This window comes from Candidatus Zixiibacteriota bacterium (assembly GCA_035380245.1).
Classification (GTDB): Bacteria; Zixibacteria; MSB-5A5; order GN15; family FEB-12; genus DAOSXA01.
In genome coordinates, this window is record DAOSXA010000003.1 from 601,993 (window position 1) to 624,651 (window position 22,659).

Consider the following 22,659-nt stretch of genomic DNA (forward strand, 5'->3'; position numbering starts at 1 on the left):
GCATCATGCGACGCTGATAGAACGATAGATCGGGACCTTGAAGATACAAGGAGAATAGTATGGACCCACGTTTGCAGAAACTGGCCGAAGTCTTGTGCCGGTATTCTCTAAAATTGAAAAAGGGCCAGACGCTTAAAATCGTCGGCGGGGTGGTAACACTACCGGCCATTAAAGCGGTTTTTCGCGAGGCAATAGAAATCGGGGCACATCCTTATGTCCAGGTTCGCATCGGCGATAACGATGAAACGCTTTTGAAATACGGATCGAAGGACCAACTTACCTGGATCCCTCCGTTTGCACGGATGGAAATCAACAAGATCGATGCCTATCTGATGTTCTGGGGAAACGAGAACACCCGCAACATGGCCGGGGTCGATCCTAAAAAGCAAGCCCTGGCTCGCCAGGCTTCCCGGAAAATAATGGAGCGCTTTTACGAGCGCCACAGCATGGGTGAATTGCGTTGGTGTGGAACCATGTTCCCGACCAACGCCGATGCCCAGGAAGCCGACATGTCACTCAGTGACTACGAGGATTTTGTCTATCGCGCCGGGAACCTGCACAAGACCGACCCGGTCAAGCATTGGAATAAGGTCCGGACCGAACAGGATCGTCTGATTAAGATCATGAACCGCTTCGACCGGATTCATATCGAGGCCCCGGGAACCGATCTGCAGCTTCGTGTCAAGGGACGCAAGTGGATCAATTGCAGCGGTCATGAGAATTTCCCCGACGGCGAGATTTTCACCAGTCCGATCGAGGACACCGTAGAGGGTTTCATCACTTACAGTTTCCCGGCTATTTACATGGGACGCGAAGTTGAGAACGTTCGACTGGAATTCAAGAAGGGAAAAATAGTCAACGAAACCGCGGAGAAGAACCAGAAGTATCTCACGGCCATGCTCGATATGGACCGAGGCGCTCGCTATCTCGGCGAGGTGGCGGTCGGTACCAATTATGAGATCAAACAGTTTTCCAAGAACATCCTTTTCGATGAGAAGATCGGCGGCACCTGCCATCTGGCGGCCGGTAATTCATTTTCCGAAGCGGGCGGTAAGAACAAGTCCGGCCTGCACTGGGATATGATCTGCGATCTCAAGAAGGGACAGATCACGGCCGACGGCAAAGTGATCTATGCCAACGGAAAATTCAAAATCTGATCGCGGTAATCAGCTTTCACGAAAAAGCCGGCGTCAAACGACGTCGGCTTTTTCATTATCTGCGTGGAAGTTCCGTTATTACGGCGTCACTGGTGGCGGACCTTGGTTGAATTCGTAGTCTACCAGGTACACGAGATCGTCGATTCCAACCTGAAGGTTGGCGTTAACGTCAGCCGCTTGTACGGCTATCGGCGCCGGACCACCCTGGAACATCCAGGTCACCAGGTAAACGACGTCGGCAATGTCGATCGAAAAATCACCATTGACATCTCCGCGCATGACGTAGCGCGTTATTATCTGTCCGGCGTGTACTACCGGATCGTAGGTCAACTGCGGCGAAGTCAGGTTAAGCCTGCGCGGTGTCTGTGAAGAGTCCACTTCAGCGGCCAGACCGCCCAGGGCCAGATCATCGGTGGTAACGTAAATCTTCATGATTTCACCCGTTCCCGGAGTCAGGAGGGGAGAGCCGCCGCCGTCATCCGCAACGAGTCTGTAGGCAAAACGTCCTTCAGTCGGGGCATAGGCGGTCTGCTGAAAATCTTCAAAATAGGAAGTACGACTTCCCAGCGTAGCTGAATCGAAGCTGAACGCCGACAGAGTGTCGATCCGGAACGAAATGCTCATTTCGTTCAAAAGTTGCGAATTGGTCATGTTGACCGACATCACCGCCTGTCCGCCGGCATAAACCGAATCGGTTACGAACGTTACCGTGTCTGCCAGGGCGATGATATAGCTGTCTCGCACGCGGGTCATCGAGCCATAGCTGGTGTTGATCTCCAAAGATACGGTATAGGCTCCTCCCTCCTGAAAGCCATGCTGAGGATTTTGTGAAATGGAAGAGTCACCGTCGCCAAAATCCCAGGTCCAGGCACTGCTGGCCAGTGACGAACTGTCGTAGAAATGCACCACCATCGGAGCTTCTCCGACCTGAACATCGGAATAGAAATTCACGCCCCAGTTCAAAGCGGCGTTGGCATCAACGATACCCCAGCCGAGATTGTTGTTCGGGGAGGAGGCGTTATCGGCGGTTTCCATCAGAGCGCTGCGTATCATCTGCGGTGTGAAGTTCGGTCGTGCCTGGACCAGCAGGCAGGCAACACCGGCCACCAGCGGTGTCGACAATGAAGTCCCGCTGACTCCGCCGTAAGAAGCATCGCTGTTGGTGACGGCGCATTGTGTCGCCACTCCCTGTGCGAGGACTTCGGGTTTGATACGTCCGTCATAAGTCGGACCACGGGATGAGAATGAGGCCAGGTCGCCGGAGGCGTTCACAGCTCCGACGGTAACGATATCGAAGGCGTCGACCGGGGCGCTCATGGAGGGGGAGGACGGTCCGGAATTGCCGGCTGAATTACAAACGACGATTCCCATCGAAGCTGCCATGGAAGCGGCTATCGAGGTTACGGCCGTCTCTCCATCCAGATCGGAATAATCGTAGCCGGTGCCGTCGTCCCATTCGAGATAACTGAGAGAACTGGTTACGACATCGGCTCCTATGGAGTCGACCCATTCCAGCGCTGCTACCCAGTTGTCTTCCTCGACCTGGGTTTCGGAACGAACATCCTCGGTTTTACAAAGAATGAAATTAGCTTTATAGGCCGGGCCGATCAGGGTGCCGGGAACGTAACCGGCGGAGGTCGACCAAATGTAAGTGCCGTGGTTCCACTGAGTAGAATAATCACCGCTTTCGTTGGATGTGTTCCCGTCGTTGAAGATAAAATCCCACTCCGCCAGCACTCGTCCTTCGGCGTAATGGTTGGCGAAAGCCTCGTGGGTTTTACGATACCCGGTATCGAATATCGCCAGTGTCACTCCGGAACCATCGTAGCCCTGTTCATGTACCGCCGGGACATTGATCTGGGTTACCTGATTGAGAGCCAGACCGTAGCTCAGAACATCGGGTGACAGCGACAGGGGATCCTGATGATCGACTCGGACCGGTTCTGCGGTTGGATCGGCGGGTCTTTTCCAAAGTCCTACGGGGCGAATCTCTCGTACGAAAGGCAGCGCCGCAATCTCATTTAACTGGTCGGTCGGAACGGTGAAACTGGCTCCGTTGAGCCACTTCGTGATTCTACGAAGTTGACCACCGGCGTCGGCAACGGCTTGAAGATACGATTGATTGACCGGAAGATCGGCGAATACCGGCTGGTTCAGGTCCATCTTGGCGCGTCGTCGCGCTTTGCGCTCGGTAAATGGAGATGCCGCCGCCAGGGCATCGAACGAAGCCTGATCGGATATTCCTTTGTCGGTGAACATAACCCAGACCAGAGTAGTATCACCATCGCGATTGCGAAGATTCTCAACGGTGCTCAAAGCGAGCGCAGTTTGCTTCTCTATTAACACCGGGTGTTCTTCCAGGAAAGCAGGATCGAATCCGGCCGCGGCTGCCAGGGTTGCTGCGACAGCCGTTAAAGCAACGGTCAAAAAAGTAATCTTAAGTTTGCTGTAATTCATTAGAATAGCTCTCTGTTGTCTTGCTGACACGTACACGCACCGGTCAGGTCATTTAGGAGGTATATCGGCAGGCCTGCATTTTAGCATACCCGCTCAGGGTTGATTCGAAGGGCAGGACCCAATCACTATTGGTTTGTCCCCACACTTTTCCTAAATATACACGTATTTCAATTTGTTCCAAGACAAATGGCGAACTGTCTTGCAGTAGTTATAATCCGTTACAACACAATAACCTGAATGAATACTAAGGACGTCCCCAAACTCATGGGATGACAAGGCACGTTTTTCGCTTAAAGCGGATCAGGAAAACTGAGCGTGCGGCCTTAGGGCGGCTCGAATCGTGAAACCTGATGGGTGGTTTACTATGAAGAAGATTTTTCGTTCCTGCAAAGGTATTACACTACTCGAAATAATGTCGGTCGTAGTGATATTCGGTGTCGTGGCGTCGATGGCGGTACCGCGTTTTCAAATTGCTATCGAAAGGCTAAGATTCCGGTCGGCTAATCGAGAAATAACGAACTACCTGCGTATGGCCAGATCCGAAGCGATAACGGAAAAAGTGCCTTATGGCGTACAGTTCAACTATTGGGACGGTACTGTTACAATTTTCAAGGACTCCATCGTTAATGCTGCCAATCCGTACGTTATGGACGATGATGATCCGGTCTTCAAGAGCGAGCAACTGCCCTCGGAAGTCCAGTATCTCCTTACCGATATGGCTAATAATGTGATCGTTTTTAATCCCAACGGCTCCGCCAGCTTCTCCGGATACGGTAATATCTCTGTTCACGGTTATTCCAACGCCGGTGGTTTATATGAGCATTATCACAATATCCTGCCCGCCACCGGCAGGATCCGTTCCTATGATTCCTATGAGGAATGGGCTGCCAATCACGACCGATACTCAGAAACAGATCAGTAATAGAATGCAGTAAGTGACTGTGGGTCATCTCCTTAGGCCTCTCCGTTGACGGCGGAGGGGCCTTTCTTTTGTTATCTATACAGTGATTCCCGAATCTTAATAAAATGTAAAGAATCCGATCATCTGTTCCGATATCTCTTGAGAAGGCATTGAAACGGTTTTTGCGGTTTGGCCGCCCGACTGTTTCATCGGCGTCAAAAGGCCATGGGGTCAACTCCCTAATGGAGTTAAAAGAAGTCCGAAAATGTCGATAGATAAACAGTAAAGAAGAAAATAACCTGAGTCTCCAAACAAAGAGTCAGCTAATGCCGTTTTCGCGTCAAAGTAAGAGCACGGTCGGATTGGATATCGGATCAAATTCCGTTAAGCTGGTCAAGCTCGACCACACCAAGCAAGGCTACTCGGTTTCGGCCATCGGTATTCGAGAGTTGCCCGCAGAGGCGATTGTCAACGATGAGATCCGTGATCGGGAAGCGGTGATATTTAATATCCAATCCTTGATCGACCAGACCGACCCCAAGATCAAGGACGTGGTGGTCTCGATCTCGGGTCACAGTGTAATAACCGACCGGTTTACCATTGATAAGAAAACCGGTGCCGAAGCCGAACAGGCGATTTTGTTCGAAACCGAACAAAGGGCTCCGTTCGATGTCGATGATGTCTCCCTCAGCTATCACATCATCAAGGTTGATGACGACCTCAATAAGATGGATGTGCTGCTGGTGGCGGCGCGTAAGGAATCACTTAAGGTCTATCTCGAACTGGTCGAGGACTGCGGTCTCCGGCCGGTGATAGTGGACGACGATGCCCTTGCGATTTACAACGCCTATGAGACCAACTACGATATTGATCCGACTAAGATCACGGCCCTGGTCAATATCGGCCATGATGTGACCAATATCACCTATCTGGTAGATGGTTTGTATCACTCGACACGTGATGTTTCCAGCGGCACACGTGAGATTTACAACGCCATCCAGAAGGAATTCAGGCTCAATCCGGAGCTTACGGCGAAGGCTATTAAAGGGGAAATGGGTGACTCAATCGATCAAGATATGCTCAAAGCCACGATCATTTCTTCCACGGATGAATTGATCTCGGGTATCGAGCTGGCTTTCTCATATTTCAAATCTCAGGCAAAACTGGAGAGTGTCGACTGGATCGTACTCTCGGGTGGTGGCGCTCTGGTGCCTTACCTGGCTGAGTTCCTTCAGTCACGTCTGGCCGTACCGCTCGAGATCTCCAATCCGCTTCGCAACGTTGACTATGACCCCGAGCTTTTCCAGTACCTGCAACCGGAAAAAATCGCGCCTCTGCTGGCTGTCCCGGTCGGCCTGGCGATGCGGAAGGTGAGGTAGATATCTATGATAGAAATAAATCTACTCCCCAAAGAATACCAGAAGAAGTCATTTAACTTCAGTCTGGGGAAAACCGGGGTTTACGCCATTGGTGCAGCGGCTTGTATTATCGTGATGTTGATTGCCGTGACGTTTTACCAGCGTCACCAGATCAGCCAACTCAACGAGAATATCGACCGTGCCCAGCAGCGGGCTGCCATGCTCCGCAAGGATATTCAGGTGGTGGACGCCCTCACCGACGTGAAGGCCAAGATCACCCAGCGGATGACGGCCGTGGAACGGCTCGACCATAATCGCTCGGTATGGGTGCGTATCTTTGAAGAGATCGCCCGCGATGTCCCGGAATTCGTATGGCTGGCTCAATTCAATGAAGTTCAGACATCCGAAAAGGCTTCGGCTCGCAAGGCCAAGGCCAAGGATAAAGAAGAAGAGCCTGCTCCCGAGCAGAAAAAAACACAAGCGGCTCCCACTGACACGAAAGTACAATTGGAAGGCCATGCGTTTACACTCAACGCCCTGGCGGCCTTCATGATAAACATGATGCGAAGCGATTATTTCGACGAAGTCGAACTGCTTTCGACCAGTGAGGTCCAGTTCGATGAACATCGGGCTTACAAGTTCGTGCTACGTTCGGATATGCATTTCATCTCCGATGAAGTGGCCCGGGGTAAGGTAGCACAAGCCGATCAGACCGATGATGCCCTCGCACAAGCCTCGCATAAAAGTCTAAACTAGGGATTACCGTATGGACTTCAAAGACTCAAATACTCAGAAGATATTGCTTGGGGCCATGGCCTTCTTCATTGTCGTCTACTTCTGGTACTCCCGTTTGTATTCCAAGTATGACCATATGATAGAGACCAAGAGCCAGGAGTTCGAGCGGATCACCACCGATCTGCGCAATGTCGAACTCAAGGCCAAGTCGCTTGACGCCCTCAAGTTGGAATACCAGGATCTGCTCGGTCGTTATCATCAGATCGAGGCCTTACTGCCGGAAGTGAAGCAGATTCCGTCGTTCCTGGTCCAACTGCACACGGCGTCATCGCTGACCGGCACCAAGATCACGGGAATACAGCCGTTGCCGACCGAAGGCGAGGAGTTCTATAATATCGCCTCGTTCGAGATCAATATGACCGGCACCTACCATGACATGGGTAAGTTCATAGGCTATGTCGCTAATTTCCCGTTTATCGCCAACGTTTCGGATATGCAGCTAACGGCGCTTGAAGTAGCTATCTCCGGTTCCGAAAAATCGGATGACATGGAAAACACCATGCAGAAACGTGAAACCGTTGCAGCCACGTTCAATCTCTCGACCTACTATGTTAAAGAGAACGAGCGGCTGAAAGAAATAACCCTCTAGGAGGCGAACCGATGAAAAGAACTCTATACATTATAGTATTCGCCCTCCTGGTGACGGCTGTCGCTGCCTTTGCCGGCTCCAAAGTCGACAATGTAGCTTTGAGCTATCAGAAGGGTTACACCGTAGCCGCCATCGATGTCGACGGTCCCGTTGTACGCTTCTCGCATCAGACCGAAGAAGCCAAGGACGGCAAGCCGTTCCGGATTATTGTCGATATCATTACGGCGACGCATCATCTCGGTCAGAAGACTTTCCACGATTTACCGGCTTGTCCGATCACGGCGATTCGTACTTCGCAGTACGCCGTTGAACCGGAACAGGTAGTCCGGGTCGTGTTTGATATGAAGGCCGAGACTGTCTATCGTATTGATTCGGACGATAAGTCCGTCAATGTATACATTCCGGATGAGCAGGGTAAAACCTTTGCCGCCTGGTCGACTTCCGAATGGCTCGCCGAACAGGCTCGTCAGCAGAAAGCAGAAATGGCCGAACTGCCGACAACCGAGGCTGAGCCGACAGTCACCAAACCGGTTCCGAACAAGTCAGTAAAAGCTCGCAATCAGGCGTTCGATAATGATCGTCTGGCTAGCCTGACTGACTCCAGGACGGCATCCCAGAACGAACAACCGGTCAAGAAGACGGAAACAAAAGTCGAAACCCCGGTAGCTAAACCTGCTCCGCAACCGGCCGTGAAGACCTCAGAGAAGGAGCAAACGACTTTGTCTCAGGCCGCCGCGGCGCCGTCGCAGCAGACAACGCCCCGGAAGCCCAACACAACTGAGGCGGTTGAGACCAAGGCTCCAACTCCGACCAAAGATAAAGCTGTTGAATCCCGGAAGCCTGCCGAACCGCTTCCCAAACCGCAGGGCGAATATGCCGTTGAGCATCTGTCTGTCCCCGTCGGTACCGAACGAATGGCTTCTTATCCCGGAGAATGGGTGGAGACCCCGAAACCGGTAGTGAAGAAACAGGCTTCTCCGCAGGTAGTCGCTCAGCCACAGCCGAAACCGACCACTCAGGTCGCCAAGGCTGATCCTGAGCCTGCGAAAAAACCTGCCGTGGTTAATGAAAAACCTGCCGGTAAGCAACTGGCTCAAACTACGGCGAAGCCGGGAGTGTCGGACGAACCATCCGGTCCGCCTGCTCCCAAAGCCGCCGCCAAGCAGTCATCGGTTAAGCCGGATAACGCTAAGAAGCAGTCGGGCTCGAAGCCGGCGTTAGCCAAAGCGAACAAGAATGACAAAAAGGCCGAGGAAGCCCCGGTCATAGTTGCTCAGGAAGACAACAAGAGCAACTCTACCAGCCGCTTCCGTCGTCAACCGGCCATGAGTAAGAAGATGCGCGGGACGCTCGTAGCGGAATTCCCGAAGCGTCTGGTCATTAAGTACAGCGCCGCCGGTTATCGCGACCCGTTCGAAACTCTTATTAATGAGTCTCGTGTTCTTAGCAGCCCGACCGAACAGCGCGTGCCGAATGTGGAAGGCCTCAAGCTCGTGGGTGTCATTCAGTCGCCTTCCGGCAGCCGTGCGCTCTTTGAAGATACCGACGGTTATGGATACTTCCTCAAAGCCGGCGACAAGGTCCAGAAGGGTTATGTGCTTCGGATCGAAACTGATCGGGTTTATTTCCAGATTTTCGAATATGGTTGGAGCCGTACGGTGGCTCTTGCAATAGATGGAAACTAACGAAAGGCAGGTAGCATAGATGTCTAGCAGAAACAAATTCAGAAATGCCTTGGGCGCAGGTATTCTACTGTTGCTCCTGGCGACGGCTCTGCCGTTAACCGCACAACAAACCGGCAACCCAGGTGAGCCGATTGCCAATCTTCAATTCCAGTCGGCCGATATTCGCTCGGTATTGACTTTCCTGGCTGATTACGGCGGCATCAATGTGGTCATTGCCCCGGAAGTCAAGGGCAACGTAACGATAAAATTGCATAATGTCCACTGGCGGTCAGCCATGGATATCATTGCCCGCACCTACAATATGACAGTTGTGGATGAAGAGGGCGGTTATCTGCGAGTGCTTCCTGCGGAAGACTATCGTAAAGAAATGACCGAGATGGAGAAGCACCGGTCCGAGCAGCAGAAGCTGGTGAAGCTCGATACCAAGATCGTGAGTATCTCCAACTCGACTTCCGATGATATCGTTGAAGCGGTCAAGTCGCTCATGACCGATCGCGGCAAGGCTACTTCCGATCCTCGCTCGAACTCGATTATTCTCCAGGAAATCCCGGAGAACATGCCGGTTATTCTGGACTATATTGCCGAACTCGATCGCCCGGCGCGCCAGATCAAAATCTCCACGCAACTGCTCGAGATCTACACCAGCGATCTGACTGAATACGGTATTGACTGGGATGTCGCCTCGGCCATGGAATCCGACGGCGGTCATCGCACCAGTCAGGTCGGCGGTGTCATCGATGCTACCGATGTTACCGACGGCGGTATCGAGGTCTCCGTGACTTCGGTCGGACAAGGCACCAATATCGAAGCGGTTGTTGAGGCTATTGTCTCCAACGGCAAGGGCAAGATCATTGCTCACCCGGAGATCACGACCATTGACAACCATGAAGCGAAAATTCAAATGGGCGCCAAGATCCCGGTCAAGCAGTTCGACGAAGCCGGTAATGTGGTTATCAAGTTCGAAGAGATCGGTACGATCCTGACGGTAACCCCGCATATCACGGCGGATAACGAAATTCTCATGCACCTGGCGCCGGAGCGCTCGAGCTATCAGTACGACGCCAACGGTGTGATTATTAACACCAGCAACGCCGAGACCCATGTGATTGTCTCCAACGGTCAGACGGCGGTGATCGGCGGTCTCACAACCGAGGACGAGAGCGAAGGTTCCACCGGTGTGCCGATTCTCAAGGATATTCCGGTGGTAGGTCTCCTGTTCAAGTATACGACCAAGAAGATCGAGAGCCGTGACCTGGTCATCTTTGTCACGCCGACTATTGTCGACGACAAACTGGCCCTGAGCAACGACTCGGGACGCTGATCCGGATAAGCTACCTGTTTTTCGAGAGTTAGAAAAAGAATATACTAGATAGGCAGGAGACATGATGAATAGAAAACAAAGCTTCTGGTTGCCGATAGTCCTGATCGCGGCCATGCTCGCGCTGGTTGTCGGTTGTAGTACCAAGAGCGTTCAGGATGGTTCCAACGGAGATAATGTCGACATTACTCTTACCGCCAGCCCCAGTTCGGTTTCCGTGAACGGAACCTCAGTGGTTGAGGCGACAGTTCTCGACGGCGGCTCAGCTCTGTCCGGACAGACGGTATCTTTCACGGTCAGTCCCAGCAGTGCCGGTTATTTCACTCCGACTTCCGCCGTAACCGATCAGAACGGTGTGGCCGGTGCTATTTTTACGGCGACATCCAGCGGTACCCTCACTCTTGGAGCGAGCACCGAAGTCGGTTCCACCGAGCAGTCGACTACTCTCGGTGTAACGGTCTCAAGCACCCAGCAGACCGGTGGGAATATCAACATTAGCGTCGATAAAAGCCTTCTCCTGGCGGACGGCACCGACTCGGCGGTCGTGACCGTAACGGCTCGTGATGCTCTCGGTCAGGTTGTCCCGAACGGCACACTGCTGGCGATAACGGCCGGTGAACGTTTTGTCGATATCGACGAAAACGGTTATTGGTCGGAAGGTGTCGATTCACTTGTCTACGATTATAACGGCAACGATGAATGGGACGCTTTCGGTCTCGTTCCGTCCTACGTTGAGGTTACCGGCAGCGCCGGCCAGGCTCAATTCGTTTATCACGCCGGCAGCGATGCCGGAACTGTATATCTGAAGGTTACTGTGACCGACGCCAACATCGGCGGCAGTTCTGATCTGGCTCTGACGTTAACTTCCAGCGCCACTATTAACGCGATATTCCTGTCTTCCGATTCGCTTAACCTGACGGTTAAAAGCACCGGCGGAATAGAGATCGCCTCAATTACTGCCACGGGCTACGACCGTTATGGCAACGCCGTTCCCGAGGGACAGGCCATTTCGTTTATAATCACCGACGGCCCCGGCGGCGGTGAACACCTCGATACAGCCGGTTACGGCCCTTATACGGCTCTGACCAATAGTCTGGGTGAGGCTTCCGTGCCGCTGCACAGTGGTACCGTGTCGGGAACGATTCGGATTCGTGCCTATGCCGACTCGATTCTTTCCAATGCTACCCAGGTTATGGTTTCGGCCGGTCCGCCCGCGTATATCGTCATCGGGTCTGAGGATTGCAATGTCGACTATTGGGACAATGTCGGTGAGTTTGTCGGGATTACGGCCGTGGTTTCCGACATTTATAACAACCCGGTGCCCGACTCAACGGCGGTCTACTTCACCTGCGACGAAGGTACGATGAAATCGCACCAGTTGAGCACTCGAAATCTTGAAGGTATCGCCTCGACCGACTGGATCAGCGGCAACAATGTTCCGACCGCCGATGGTCGTGTTATAATCATCGCTGAAACCTCGGGTGGCAATGTCGCCGATACGGGAATGTTCTATAACACGCATTACCCCGATACGTTGATTGTCGTGGGAGTACCGGCCAGCATGGCGGCGGATGGTGAGTCCAAGACCTATGTCAGGGTTACCGGATACGACCTTAACGGAAATCCCGTCATTGGCGGTACCAGCTTCACGGGAGAAGCTATTTATCTCAATGCCAGCGGCGGTTCGCTTGAGGATGGTTGCTATTCCGCTACGGATCGTGTGGAACTAACGTCCTCTACGCTGGATATGGACTACTCGTTGACCGGTGTGGCCGATGACGGTATTGGCGCCGTCGACATTGTGACCTACTGGCACTCAGCCGGAGCGGAGACATCGTTCTCAGTCAACGTTACCACCGGTTATGCCTATCGCGGCAACTCCAAACTGGCTTCTGTCGGTACTCCGTCTTCGGGTTCCGATGCCTATTTCACGATCACGATCAAGGATCGCTGGGGCAACCCGCTGGGTGATCATGCCGTCAATATCACCACCCCGGCCGCTACCCCGGCTCCTGTTCCCTCATCGGTTATGACCAATTCCTACGGTGAAGCTTATTTCTCCTGGCTCGTTCCGGGAGCCGCCGGTGAATACACTATAACGGCGATCGATACCGATGCCCGCGGGGGTGTCGTTCTTTCCACTACGGTTTCCGTAGAAGAATAAACTCCGATATCAATAGCTCAAAAAGGCCGCCGGGTTTGCCTCGGCGGCCTTTTCTTGTATCTTTTCCACCGACATTTTTGCTTTTCAAACGGTATCGGTCGCTATAATATAATCCGTCGAGTTATGACGGGACTGGTTTGGAGATGGCAGAAATAGATAGCATTGTAAGCAGGTTTTCTCGTATTGCATCCGAATACCGCGATAAACCGGTACTCCTTGCCGAAGGCGGATTGGGTAAAGCCTGGACTTATGGTGAGGTTCTCTCTCGTGTCAAGCGAATTGCCGGTGGGCTGGTAGCTTCGGATTTAGTAGATGAAAATGGAATCGGCCTGATGTCGGAGAATTGTCCCGAATGGCCAATTGCCTATCTGTCTATTCTTACCGCCGGGGCTACGGTAGTGCCCATAGATGCCAATTTGAGACCGGAGGAAATATCATATATTATCGGTCACTCCCGCATCAGGACGGTTATTGCCTCACCCGTTACGGCTCGAACGTTAAAGGACCTTCGACTTGGCCTGAATATCTTCGTTATAACCGATGATCAGCCTGAAAGCTGGAATCAACTCCACGACCATGAGCCTATAGAGGGTTTAATCGCGGACAACCCCCAGGCTGCTTTAATCTATACCTCCGGAACTACCGGGGCGCCTAAAGCTGTACAGCTATCACATAAGAATCTTCTGGCTAATGTCGACGGTATCCAGTTAATCTTAAAAATACACGACCACGATCGATTTTACTCCATTCTGCCTTTGCATCATACATTTGAAGCAACGGCCGGATTTATTTTACCGATTCTTTCGGGGGCAAGTATCATTTATGCCCGTTCTTTGAAGTCGCGTGATATTCTCGAAGATATCGGACGGACTAAATGTACACTTATGATAGGTGTTCCACTTCTTTTCGAGAAGATGCACCACAATTTCATCAAGAGAATTTCCGAAGTCCCCAAACATCAGCAGGTCATGTTTCAGACTTTCATGGCTGCTTCCAGAATTGGCTGGAAATTGGGCGGCAGGCCGGGCAAGAGGCTCTTTCGACCGTTGCGCCGGAAAGCCGGACTGGACTCTATCCGGATTTTCTGCTCAGGGGGAGCACCGCTCCCGCCGCATATTTCTGAATTCTTCAATATGCTTGGTTTCGATTTTCTGCAAGGTTACGGTATGACCGAAGCCTCGCCGGTGATTTCAGTCAATCGTCCGGAAAATATCGAATTCGGGTCGGTGGGGCCGCCAATTGGTAATGTCGAGGTTCGTATCGATAATCCCACTTCCGATGGGATCGGGGAGATAGTAGTTCGAGGTGATAGTGTTACCAGCGGTTATAAGGACAATCCCAAATTGACCGAGGAGTTAATTTGCGACGGTTGGTTGCACACCGGTGATCTGGGGCGGATGTACAACGGGCATATCTGGATTACAGGACGAGGCAAAAACGTGATTGTATCAGCGGCCGGAAAAAATATCTATCCGGAAGAACTGGAGGAAAAACTTCTGGAATCTGATCTCGTGATGGAAGCGATTGTTTTTGGCCGTAATCGTGAGACGCGTCAGGGGGAGGAGGTCCGAGCTCTAATCGTGCCTAACATGGAATCTATAGCGACTCGCTTTGGCATTTCTGAAACAACTCGCAATCCCGAGAAAATTAGAGAGATATTCCGCGATGTCATCGCCGGAGTGAATCAGCGAGTGGCCGAATTCAAGCGTATTTCAGCCTTTGATCTCCAGTTCGAAGAACTGGCGAAGACCTCCACCCGAAAGGTTAAGCGATACCTGTATAGCTAATAGGGTATCCGCCGCTTCGGACCTGTCGAAAAAGTTGTACGTTCCGGTATTCGAGAAAACACAAACGTAATACGGGCGACGCAAGGCCGCTCGCTACGCGAGATTAGGGATCTCAAGCGCGTAGCCGGGAGGCTGGTTTTCTGGCGAGTAGTGTATTTCAGCACTTGCCTTTGTCCCCGTCAGGATTAGTGCATGGTTCATACCGAAGAAATAATGCTTGGCACCGATCACCCCGGAGATATCGTTGATCTGACCGAAGAACTCAATCGATTGATTCGACAGTCCGGCGTCACGGCCGGAACGGTAACGGTTTTTTGTCCCGGTTCCACCGGGGTGATTACCACGATCGAACATGAACCGGGAATGCTGAAGGATCTCCCGGAACTGCTGGAGAAATTGATTCCTTCGGATCGTCCTTATCACCATGACGACACCTGGCATGACGGGAACGGATTCTCTCATCTGCGAGCGGCCCTGATCGGTCCGGATATAACCGTCCCCATCGTAGCGGGTCAAATTACACTAGGCACCTGGCAACAAGTGGTGTTCCTTGAATGTGACAACAAACCCAGGCAGCGTCGTCTGGTGGTTCAGATTTTGGGAGAATAATTCATGCACGTCGAGGCAATAAAGACTTTCGATCATACTTTATTATTACTGGCTCAGACCCGACTCCCCGCTGAGTTCACCTACCTGGAACTGGCTGATTACCATGAAGTGATTGAAGCGATCAAGCGGCTCGATGTCCGTGGCGCACCGGCGATAGGTATTGCTGCCGCCTATGGTTTGGGACTGGCTGTGGAACAGGCCGGGAAGACTGATTGGGCGGCCATCGATAAGCTGGCTCGGGAGATTAAGGCCGCACGACCGACAGCCGTTAATTTGGCCTGGGCGGTTGACCGGGTTATGGAACGAGTGCGGGCTGAAAACTCAACCGATCTAGAAACGATTGTCGAATTAATCTGGTCCGAGGCGAGGGCTATCCACGAAGAAGATCGCCTTATGTGTGACGATATCGGCCGCCATGGAGCGGAGTTGATACAATCCGGCGATACTATTCTGACCCATTGCAACGCCGGGGCTTTGGCCACCGGCGGTTCCGGCACAGCCCTGGCGGTTATTTATGAATGTCACAAGCAAGGCAAGAAGATCAAAGTTTACGCCGATGAAACCCGTCCTTTGCTTCAGGGCGCCCGATTGACTTCCTGGGAGCTCCAACAGGCCGGTATCGACGTGACCCTGATTTGCGACAGCGTAGCGGCCATGTTGATGCAGCAGGGGAAAATAGACCATGTAATAGTAGGCACCGACCGGATTGCCGCCAACGGCGATTTTGCTAATAAAATCGGGACTTATTCGGTAGCCGTTAATGCCGCTCGGCACAACGTACCTTTTTATGTAGCAGCGCCGGAATCGACGATCGATGAACATTCCCCGACCGGAGCCGATATAATAATAGAGGAACGATCCGAGGAAGAAGTCACCTGCGGATTTGGAACACGAACTGCACCGCTCGGTATTTCGGTTTACAATCCGGCTTTTGATGTGACACCGGCCGACCTGGTATCATATTATATTTACAACACCGGTCTCAGGAAAGGCCCGCGTTGCGATAGAAAATGAATAAACGTCAGAAAAAAGCGCTCTATCACGCGAACTACGATCTCTTTACGACGCCGCCTCCGCCGGTGATGCCTCAAGTCCCCGGCTATCCGGCTGGAGTCGAAACTGAATCCGGGTTAATACCTCGCCCGAAACTTCCTTCCGAAGCTGGCTTGCGTGAAATGTTCGACCGCTTCAACGACCTTTATTTCGAGGGACAACTTCCGCGCGTTAAAATCGAATACTCTGACCGTATGCTGGCCGCCGGAATGTATTTGCCTTCGGCCAAAATCATCAGAATCGGTCGTCGCTATCACAACCTCTATCCCGAAGAATTGGCCGATACTCTCAAGCATGAGATGATTCATATCATCCATATTAAACATGATGCTGCTTTCAAGGCAGAAGCCCGCCGAATCGGAGCCTCGATCCGGGCTCGGTCTCATCCTGATTTGCGCCGCCCGCCTAAATATGTTTACGAATGTCCCGTTTGCGGGCGAGAATATCCTCGCCAGAAACGATTGCGTATGGCCTCGTGCGGTGTTTGTACCAGCGGTCGCAAGTTCGATAAGCGATTTAAACTACGTCTTAAGTACAGTGTAATTCGTCCTAATTAAATTTTCCGAGCTTTAAGGGGAGATTTTGTGAACCCAACCGGGATTTGGTTGTTACATGGGCAAACTGGATCGAAGTTGTTTCGGTGGGGCGACAACTTTGATGCCGATGGTAATGGAAAACATGAAATGAAACTCGGTTCAGGAGACAGAGCGTAATGGTACAGATTAACCAACCGGCCCCAGCTTTTGACCTGGAAGCCTACCAAAATAACAATATCACCCGAGTAAAACTCGCGGAGCTGCGTGGTAAGTGGGTGATCTTATTTTTCTACCCGGCGGATTTCACTTTTGTATGTCCGACCGAACTGGCGGAAATGGCCGATAATTATGACACCTTTAAAAGCATGAACGCCGAGGTGCTCAGCGCCTCGACCGACACCGTGTTTGTACACAAGGCCTGGCATGACTCGTCTGTGGCCATCGGAAAAATCGGTTTCCCGATGATGGCCGATCCCACCGGCAGCCTGAGTCGTAATTATGGTGTGATGATCGAGGCGGAAGGACTCGCTTTGCGAGGTACATTCATCATTGACCCGGATGGCGTAGTCAAGTCGTTTGAGGTCAACGACAATTCCATCGGACGCAGTGCCGGTGAATTAATTCGTAAGTTGCAGGCGGCCCAATTTGTGCGTGAACATGGGGGAGAGGTTTGCCCGGCCAGTTGGCGACCGGGAGCAAAAACGCTCAAACCCGGCCTAGATTTGGTCGGTAAAATATAGCAGCGCTTCGTCGGGCGGTGATCCGGAGGGGGCTGGGTCGCCGCCTTTTTTATTCCTTATGGCAGGGCAAACCCTTGTCGCTAAACCAATTGGCCTTACGGGACGATATACTTTCTGACAGGCCGATCTTCCGTTAAAAAAACGCAGGTTTGTATTGACAAACCATTGCTATCATGTATTTTCATGGTCTGTCTGATTCTTGGACTTTTACCAAGGGTAAGGAAACGAATGAATACGTTTATGCCAAAAGTTGATTCCAACCGTCGCAAGTGGTGGCTGGTTGATTTGGATGGGGCGGTCATGGGCCGCGTTGCCACCCGGGTTGCGATGATTCTGAGAGGCAAGCACACGCCGTTGTTCACGCCCCACATGGATACCGGGGATCATGTGGTAGTAGTCAACGCCGCCAAGATGCGGGTTACCGGCGCTAATAAACCGCGCCAGTTGTCTTACTATCGCTATTCCGGTTATCCGGGTGGTTTGCGGACCACTACTTATGAGGAGTTGGTTAAGAACAAGCCCGATGAGGCCTTTCGTCTCTCGGTGCGGCGTATGTTGCCCAAGAACCGGCTGGGACGGAAGATGTACAAGAAGCTTCACGTCTATGCCGGTGCGGAGCATCCGCATTTCGCTCAGAAACCGGAAAAACTTAACGTCTAACTATAGTTATTGAGGCTTATGGAACAGACTTCAATCACGGCAACCGGTCGTCGTAAAGAGGCTGTCGCCAGTGTGGAGTTGAAACCGGGTAAAGGCGCCTTTGTCGTCAACGGTAAGCAGATAAATGATTATCTGCTGCGTGAGTCGGTGATCAATCATGCGCTGGCTCCGCTGGGATTGGCTGATATGCTCAGCCATTACGATGTCCGTTGTCGGGCTTGTGGCGGTGGTATCACCGGGCAGGCCGGCGCGATTCGACTTGCCGTGGCTCGGGCTTTGATTCAGATCAATCCCGATCTGCGTGCCACCTTCCGCCAAAAAGGTATGCTTACTCGCGATCCGCGTGAAGTGGAACGCAAGAAGTACGGCCAGCCGAAGGCCAGAAAACGGTTCCAGTACTCCAAGCGTTAAACTGGAACGCCCATCCCCGCCGGAAGGCGGGGAAATGAACAGCCTCGACGGACTCGATCGGTGGTCCCAGTTCCTGCGGGTTCCGATTGGGAATGAGGTCGAGGCAAAGGACAACCATATTTAACAAAGGTGATTCATGATCTCCCCAAGAGTAAAAGAATTACTCGAAGCCGGGGTCCATTTCGGTCATCAGACCCGCCGTTGGAACCCCAAAATGAAGCCGTTTATCTTCACGGCTCGCAACGGCATCTACATTATTGACCTGCAAAAAACCGTTACCGCCGTTGACCGTGCTACCGCCAAGGTGCGCGAGGTCGTCCAGCGCGGTCGGTCCATCCTGATGGTGGGCACCAAGAAACAGGCCAAGGAAGTGATCAATGTCGAAGCCGGTCGTTGTGGCGCATTCTACGTCACTGAACGGTGGCTCGGCGGCATGCTGACCAACTTCGATACCATCAAGAACTCGATCAAAAAGCTCAAAGATATCGAGAAAATGCACGAGGACGGCCGGATCGAGAAGTTCACCAAGAAAGAACAGGCTAAACTGGACAACGAAGCCGAGAAGCTTCGCCGTGTTCTTGGCGGCATCAAAGATATGAATTTCCTCCCCGGTTTAGTCATAGTAGTGGATGCCCGCAAAGAGAAGATTGCGGTGGCTGAAGCACGTCGCCTCGGCATTCCGATCATTGCTATTGTCGATACCAATGCCGATCCGGATTTGATCGATTTCCCGATTGCCGGTAACGATGATTCCATCAAGTCGATTCGTGTGCTGATTCGTCACCTGGTCGAGGCCGCCAACGAGGCCAAGCAGTCCGTGACGCAGCGCGAAATCGAAGCTGCGGTCGATGAGGACCGCGAGGTCAAACCGACCGTGTATGTTAGTGAAGATGATCAAGACACCGATGAGAGTGAAACAGAAAGCTAAGGTCCCATGGAAATAACAGCGAAAATGGTACAGGAACTGCGCAATAAGACCGGCGCAGGCATGATGGACTGTAAAAAGGCCCTGAACCAGGCCAACGGCGATATGGAAGCCGCCATCAAGGTGTTGCGCGAATCCGGTATCGCCAAGGCCGCCAAGAAAGTCGGTCGTGAAACGGCCGAAGGGGTTATCGCGACCTACGTACATCCCGGCGACAAGCTCGGCGTCATGGTCGAAATCAACTGCGAAACCGACTTCGTCGCACGCACCGACCAGTTCAAAGAGTTCGCTCGCGACATCGCTATGCACATTGCCGCTTCCGATCCGCTCGTGGTTTCCCGCGATGAGGTGGATACCTCCACCCTCGAATCCGAGAAAGAGATCTACCGCCAGCAGGCAATTAAAGACGGCAAGCCCGAGAAGATCATCGACAAAATCGTTGACGGTCGTGTCGAGAAATACTACTCTGAAGTGGCTTTGCTTGAGCAGCCCTTTGTAAAGGATGATGACAAAACAGTACAGGACGTGGTCAATGCAATGATCGCATCGCTTGGCGAAAACATGCAGATCAAGCGGTTTGCCCGCTTCCGCCTGGGTGGCTGAGTTATGGACGGAGACGACTCTCCTCTAGCGTTTAAACGCATCCTGCTAAAACTGTCCGGTGAAGCGCTTATGGGTCCCGAGGGATTCGGGATCCATACGCGGACCGTTCAGTTCATTTGCTCTGAAATCAAGAAAATTAAAGACCTCGGGGTGGAAATAGGCATCGTTGTAGGCGGCGGCAACATCTTCCGCGGGCTCAATGCCTCCGAGCGGGGGATGGATCGTGTCACCGCCGATCACATGGGTATGCTTGCAACCGTAATTAATTCTCTCGCCCTGATGGACAATCTGGAGCAAATGGGCATTTTCACACGGGTAATGTCCGGGGTTCAGATGGAGGATTTCGCCGAACCGTACATCCGCCGTCGAGCCATTCGTCACATGGAAAAGGGCCGCCTGGTCATTTTCGCGGCCGGGACCGGAAGACCTTATTTCAGCACTGATACCGCCGCCTCCTTACGTGCGATGGAATGCGGGGCCGAGTTGCTGATCAAGGCCACCAATGTCGATGGCGTCTATTCCGCGGACCCCAAAAAGTTCAAGGATGCCGAGTTCTACCCGCGACTAAGTTATATGGATGTGTTGACTCAGGGACTGCGGGTGATTGATTCCACCGCTATTTCACTCCTTATGGAAAATCGCATACCCTTACGTGTAGTCGATTTAAAAACGCCGGATAATCTTATCCGAGTCGTTTGCGGTGAAGAAATCGGCTCACTTATTTCGTATAATGGCTTATAAGGACCTGCTAAAATTGGAGTTGGTATGACTCAGGACGAAATCTACAAAGATACCAAAGACCGCATGCAGAAATCAGTCGAAGCTGTCGTGCGCGAATTCGGCGCCGTCCGCACCGGTAAGGCTTCGATCCATCTCCTCGACACGGTGAAAGTGGAGGCTTATGGAACCACCATGCCGATAAACCAGGTCGCCACTATTTCCGCTCCGGAACCACGACTTCTGATTGTCCAGGCTTTCGATAAAACCACCGTCGGCGATATTGTCAAGGGGATCCAGAAAGCCGACCTTGGATTAAACCCGATGGTTGACGGTCAGACCATCCGTTTGCCCATTCCGGCTCTTAACGAGGAACGCCGCAAGGAACTCGTGAAACAGTGTAAGAATCTTGCCGAGGACGGCCGGGTTGCCGTGCGTAACGTTCGTCGTGATGCCAACGACAAGATCAAGAAAGCTCAGAAGGACAAGGAAATCTCCGAGGATCAGGAAAAGGATTCTCTGGTCGAGATTCAGAAAATGACCGATGAGACGATCAAGAAGATCGATGAGTTGCTGGAGAAAAAGGAGAAGGAAATGATGGAGGTCTGAACCGATCTCCTAAGAATCCCGAGAAGGCGGCGCTGGTTGAGCCGCCTTTTTCTTTTGGGCAAGTTAGCCCGGATGCTCGTTGTGGATATATGATTATAGATAGCGATTCCCGACCGGGTAATTTCGAAACTGCTTATTGACGACATCCCCTTGCGAAGCGAGACCGATCAAGCGGGGGACTCTCCACAGCCGGGATGTGGCGTAGGCGGTTCTCGGTCATAAGTACTTGGATAGTAAGCACAAATGAAACGGCCGCGTGAGTATAGGCTCGCGCGGCCGAAGTTTTTCGGATGACAGAACCTGCCATTAATGCATGTTCGTGCCTTCCATATACATTTTGAGATAGCGGTTCTCGGCCACGATACTCTTCATCCTGGCTCGAACCACATCTCCGGCTGAAATGATCCCGATCAACTTCTTGTTTTCCATGATCGGGACATGGCGGATGTTGTTTTTGGTCATCAGCGCCGCCATGTAGTCGATGTCGTCCGAGGGTACGCCCACGACCATATCCTCGGCCATGATGTCCTTGACAGTCAATTCCTTGTAGGCGTCCTGATTTTCGAAAACGGCTTTGAAAATGTCTTTGTCGCTGACCAGTCCCAGCAGATCACCGGCCTGACCCTGAACCGGCAGACATCCGATCTCGTTTTCGAGCATCAGGTTCATCGCGTTGATAATAGTGGTATCCGGGGGGCAAGTGATGAGCTCGCGCGATTTGGATTCCAGTTTATCCCGTACGTTCATATAAACACCTCCTTGATTTCGCTGTCTTGCGACCCGTTCCACCGCCGTGTGACGGGGTTGGGGATGTCCCAAAGGAACGGATTTCGAGGCTAAAGGAAAGAGAATGTTGGTTTCCTTATTAATTGTGCTATATTGAGGCCGTTATGTCAACAGAAAACTGCCTTTGTAAGTTTGTGTTGCCGGCGATGTTAAGTCTTTTAATCGCTCTGGCGACGGTCTCTGCGCAGGATTATGGTAATGATCCGGTGCTTGGTTATTACTGTCGAAATGCCGGTAACGTGCTTTCTGAGAAGTACGCTTTTCAGGAAGGTTACCGCCTCCAGTTCAAGGCAACGGCCTATCTTGCCGATTTGAACTCTGCCGGCGGTGTGGAGCGGATTGATTCGGCCGTTCAGGTTTTCTATTACTCAAACGGCCGGGTTGATTCGAGTAGTACCGTGATTGAAGGCCCCGGACGTCTGAAGGACTGGGACCTGAGTTTCCCCAATGTTTTCACACAACCGTATTTTTTCAATTTCTATCCAAACGATACCGGCGGGGCGGAGCTGGCCATCGGTTTCGACACGGACTCCACCCATAACGATTTACCTACCGGTTTGGCCGAGATTGACCGCGAAACGAATCGACTCAAACTGCTTTATTTGCATTATCCGCATCGACCCGATTATCGAAATTTCTCTCTCAGCTTTCGTGTGATCGAGATTGATTCGGTCATTCTGGCCGACAGTGTGGTTGAGCTAGGAGCTCACATGGGTATCCTCATGCCGGAGTATTACCGTAAAACCACGATCGTCACCGACATCCACGTGACTGAGTAGATCCTCACGAACATTCGCAC

At 52.2% G+C, this 22,659-nt stretch carries 22 protein-coding genes; 20 read left to right on the forward strand and 2 right to left on the reverse strand.

Translation table 11 applies throughout. The features are described from left to right. The first annotated feature begins 59 nt into the window (after positions 1-59). Positions 60-1,157, forward strand: a complete 1,098-nt coding sequence (locus PLF13_12830) for an aminopeptidase (protein HOP08164.1) — start codon at positions 60-62, stop codon at positions 1,155-1,157. Positions 1,158-1,235: 78 nt separating this feature from the next. Here PLF13_12830 and PLF13_12835 read toward each other — a convergent pair whose 3' ends face one another. After that, positions 1,236-3,614, reverse strand: coding sequence for a S8 family serine peptidase (locus PLF13_12835; GenBank protein HOP08165.1), 2,379 nt, complete (start codon positions 3,612-3,614; stop codon positions 1,236-1,238). A gap of 364 nt (positions 3,615-3,978) precedes the next feature. Here PLF13_12835 and PLF13_12840 point away from each other — a divergent pair, with 364 nt between their 5' ends. The 18 genes from PLF13_12840 (at position 3,979) to frr (ending at position 21,074) form a co-directional block, all read left to right on the forward strand. Then, complete coding sequence (locus PLF13_12840; GenBank protein HOP08166.1) at positions 3,979-4,536, forward strand: GspH/FimT family pseudopilin; 558 nt, start codon at positions 3,979-3,981, stop codon at positions 4,534-4,536. A 305-nt stretch (positions 4,537-4,841) separates the two neighbouring features. Beyond that, positions 4,842-5,894 carry a type IV pilus assembly protein PilM gene (pilM, locus tag PLF13_12845; GenBank protein ID HOP08167.1) on the forward strand — a complete coding sequence of 351 codons (1,053 nt, stop codon included), beginning with the start codon at positions 4,842-4,844 and terminating at the stop codon, positions 5,892-5,894. A 6-nt stretch (positions 5,895-5,900) separates the two neighbouring features. Continuing rightward, entirely contained in the window at positions 5,901-6,629 is a 729-nt protein-coding gene (locus tag PLF13_12850) for a PilN domain-containing protein (GenBank protein ID HOP08168.1), read from the forward strand. Positions 6,630-6,639: 10 nt separating this feature from the next. Beyond that, complete coding sequence (gene pilO, locus PLF13_12855) at positions 6,640-7,257, forward strand: type 4a pilus biogenesis protein PilO (protein HOP08169.1); 618 nt, start codon at positions 6,640-6,642, stop codon at positions 7,255-7,257. A gap of 11 nt (positions 7,258-7,268) precedes the next feature. Then, positions 7,269-8,942 (forward strand): AMIN domain-containing protein, encoded by a 1,674-nt coding sequence (locus PLF13_12860; protein HOP08170.1) that lies wholly within the window; start codon positions 7,269-7,271, stop codon positions 8,940-8,942. Positions 8,943-8,961: 19 nt separating this feature from the next. Then, positions 8,962-10,263, forward strand: coding sequence for a secretin N-terminal domain-containing protein (locus tag PLF13_12865; protein HOP08171.1), 1,302 nt, complete (start codon positions 8,962-8,964; stop codon positions 10,261-10,263). 64 nt (positions 10,264-10,327) lie between these two features. After that, on the forward strand, positions 10,328-12,424 hold the full coding sequence (locus PLF13_12870) for a hypothetical protein (protein HOP08172.1): 2,097 nt from the start codon (positions 10,328-10,330) through the stop codon (positions 12,422-12,424). Between the two features lie 143 nt (positions 12,425-12,567). Then, complete coding sequence (locus PLF13_12875; GenBank protein ID HOP08173.1) at positions 12,568-14,211, forward strand: AMP-binding protein; 1,644 nt, start codon at positions 12,568-12,570, stop codon at positions 14,209-14,211. A gap of 192 nt (positions 14,212-14,403) precedes the next feature. Then, positions 14,404-14,820 carry a secondary thiamine-phosphate synthase enzyme YjbQ gene (locus PLF13_12880; protein HOP08174.1) on the forward strand — a complete coding sequence of 139 codons (417 nt, stop codon included), beginning with the start codon at positions 14,404-14,406 and terminating at the stop codon, positions 14,818-14,820. Between the two features lie 3 nt (positions 14,821-14,823). Continuing rightward, positions 14,824-15,834, forward strand: a complete 1,011-nt coding sequence (gene mtnA / locus PLF13_12885) for an S-methyl-5-thioribose-1-phosphate isomerase (protein HOP08175.1) — start codon at positions 14,824-14,826, stop codon at positions 15,832-15,834. Further along, the gene (locus tag PLF13_12890) at positions 15,831-16,430 is read left to right on the forward strand and encodes a SprT-like domain-containing protein (GenBank protein HOP08176.1); all 600 of its coding nucleotides are present in this window, start codon (positions 15,831-15,833) and stop codon (positions 16,428-16,430) included. The genes mtnA and PLF13_12890 overlap by 4 nt, the downstream gene beginning before the upstream one ends. A gap of 155 nt (positions 16,431-16,585) precedes the next feature. Beyond that, on the forward strand, positions 16,586-17,149 hold the full coding sequence (ahpC, locus tag PLF13_12895) for an alkyl hydroperoxide reductase subunit C (protein HOP08177.1): 564 nt from the start codon (positions 16,586-16,588) through the stop codon (positions 17,147-17,149). A 228-nt stretch (positions 17,150-17,377) separates the two neighbouring features. Then, positions 17,378-17,809 (forward strand): 50S ribosomal protein L13, encoded by a 432-nt coding sequence (gene rplM / locus PLF13_12900; protein ID HOP08178.1) that lies wholly within the window; start codon positions 17,378-17,380, stop codon positions 17,807-17,809. A gap of 18 nt (positions 17,810-17,827) precedes the next feature. Beyond that, a complete protein-coding gene (rpsI, locus tag PLF13_12905) occupies positions 17,828-18,220 on the forward strand; it encodes a 30S ribosomal protein S9 (protein HOP08179.1) in 393 nt (130 codons plus the stop codon). A gap of 136 nt (positions 18,221-18,356) precedes the next feature. Then, on the forward strand, positions 18,357-19,148 hold the full coding sequence (gene rpsB, locus PLF13_12910) for a 30S ribosomal protein S2 (protein ID HOP08180.1): 792 nt from the start codon (positions 18,357-18,359) through the stop codon (positions 19,146-19,148). A 6-nt stretch (positions 19,149-19,154) separates the two neighbouring features. Beyond that, the gene (gene tsf, locus PLF13_12915; protein ID HOP08181.1) at positions 19,155-19,748 is read left to right on the forward strand and encodes a translation elongation factor Ts; all 594 of its coding nucleotides are present in this window, start codon (positions 19,155-19,157) and stop codon (positions 19,746-19,748) included. A gap of 3 nt (positions 19,749-19,751) precedes the next feature. Then, entirely contained in the window at positions 19,752-20,489 is a 738-nt protein-coding gene (gene pyrH, locus PLF13_12920; GenBank protein ID HOP08182.1) for a UMP kinase, read from the forward strand. Positions 20,490-20,513: 24 nt separating this feature from the next. After that, the gene (gene frr, locus PLF13_12925) at positions 20,514-21,074 is read left to right on the forward strand and encodes a ribosome recycling factor (protein HOP08183.1); all 561 of its coding nucleotides are present in this window, start codon (positions 20,514-20,516) and stop codon (positions 21,072-21,074) included. Positions 21,075-21,380: 306 nt separating this feature from the next. Here frr and PLF13_12930 read toward each other — a convergent pair whose 3' ends face one another. Further along, complete coding sequence (locus PLF13_12930) at positions 21,381-21,821, reverse strand: CBS domain-containing protein (protein ID HOP08184.1); 441 nt, start codon at positions 21,819-21,821, stop codon at positions 21,381-21,383. Positions 21,822-21,964: 143 nt separating this feature from the next. Between PLF13_12930 and PLF13_12935 the strand changes: the two genes are divergently transcribed. Then, on the forward strand, positions 21,965-22,639 hold the full coding sequence (locus PLF13_12935; protein ID HOP08185.1) for a hypothetical protein: 675 nt from the start codon (positions 21,965-21,967) through the stop codon (positions 22,637-22,639). Positions 22,640-22,659 lie beyond the last annotated feature (20 nt).

Coding starts and splice junctions, on each gene's coding strand:
- PLF13_12830 (HOP08164.1), top strand. CDS start 60: ATGGACCCACGTTTGCAGAAACTGGCCGAAGTCTTGTGCCGGTATTCT.
- PLF13_12835 (HOP08165.1), bottom strand. CDS start 3,614: ATGAATTACAGCAAACTTAAGATTACTTTTTTGACCGTTGCTTTAACG.
- PLF13_12840 (HOP08166.1), top strand. CDS start 3,979: ATGAAGAAGATTTTTCGTTCCTGCAAAGGTATTACACTACTCGAAATA.
- pilM (HOP08167.1), top strand. CDS start 4,842: ATGCCGTTTTCGCGTCAAAGTAAGAGCACGGTCGGATTGGATATCGGA.
- PLF13_12850 (HOP08168.1), top strand. CDS start 5,901: ATGATAGAAATAAATCTACTCCCCAAAGAATACCAGAAGAAGTCATTT.
- pilO (HOP08169.1), top strand. CDS start 6,640: ATGGACTTCAAAGACTCAAATACTCAGAAGATATTGCTTGGGGCCATG.
- PLF13_12860 (HOP08170.1), top strand. CDS start 7,269: ATGAAAAGAACTCTATACATTATAGTATTCGCCCTCCTGGTGACGGCT.
- PLF13_12865 (HOP08171.1), top strand. CDS start 8,962: ATGTCTAGCAGAAACAAATTCAGAAATGCCTTGGGCGCAGGTATTCTA.
- PLF13_12870 (HOP08172.1), top strand. CDS start 10,328: ATGAATAGAAAACAAAGCTTCTGGTTGCCGATAGTCCTGATCGCGGCC.
- PLF13_12875 (HOP08173.1), top strand. CDS start 12,568: ATGGCAGAAATAGATAGCATTGTAAGCAGGTTTTCTCGTATTGCATCC.
- PLF13_12880 (HOP08174.1), top strand. CDS start 14,404: ATGGTTCATACCGAAGAAATAATGCTTGGCACCGATCACCCCGGAGAT.
- mtnA (HOP08175.1), top strand. CDS start 14,824: ATGCACGTCGAGGCAATAAAGACTTTCGATCATACTTTATTATTACTG.
- PLF13_12890 (HOP08176.1), top strand. CDS start 15,831: ATGAATAAACGTCAGAAAAAAGCGCTCTATCACGCGAACTACGATCTC.
- ahpC (HOP08177.1), top strand. CDS start 16,586: ATGGTACAGATTAACCAACCGGCCCCAGCTTTTGACCTGGAAGCCTAC.
- rplM (HOP08178.1), top strand. CDS start 17,378: ATGAATACGTTTATGCCAAAAGTTGATTCCAACCGTCGCAAGTGGTGG.
- rpsI (HOP08179.1), top strand. CDS start 17,828: ATGGAACAGACTTCAATCACGGCAACCGGTCGTCGTAAAGAGGCTGTC.
- rpsB (HOP08180.1), top strand. CDS start 18,357: ATGATCTCCCCAAGAGTAAAAGAATTACTCGAAGCCGGGGTCCATTTC.
- tsf (HOP08181.1), top strand. CDS start 19,155: ATGGAAATAACAGCGAAAATGGTACAGGAACTGCGCAATAAGACCGGC.
- pyrH (HOP08182.1), top strand. CDS start 19,752: ATGGACGGAGACGACTCTCCTCTAGCGTTTAAACGCATCCTGCTAAAA.
- frr (HOP08183.1), top strand. CDS start 20,514: ATGACTCAGGACGAAATCTACAAAGATACCAAAGACCGCATGCAGAAA.
- PLF13_12930 (HOP08184.1), bottom strand. CDS start 21,821: ATGAACGTACGGGATAAACTGGAATCCAAATCGCGCGAGCTCATCACT.
- PLF13_12935 (HOP08185.1), top strand. CDS start 21,965: ATGTCAACAGAAAACTGCCTTTGTAAGTTTGTGTTGCCGGCGATGTTA.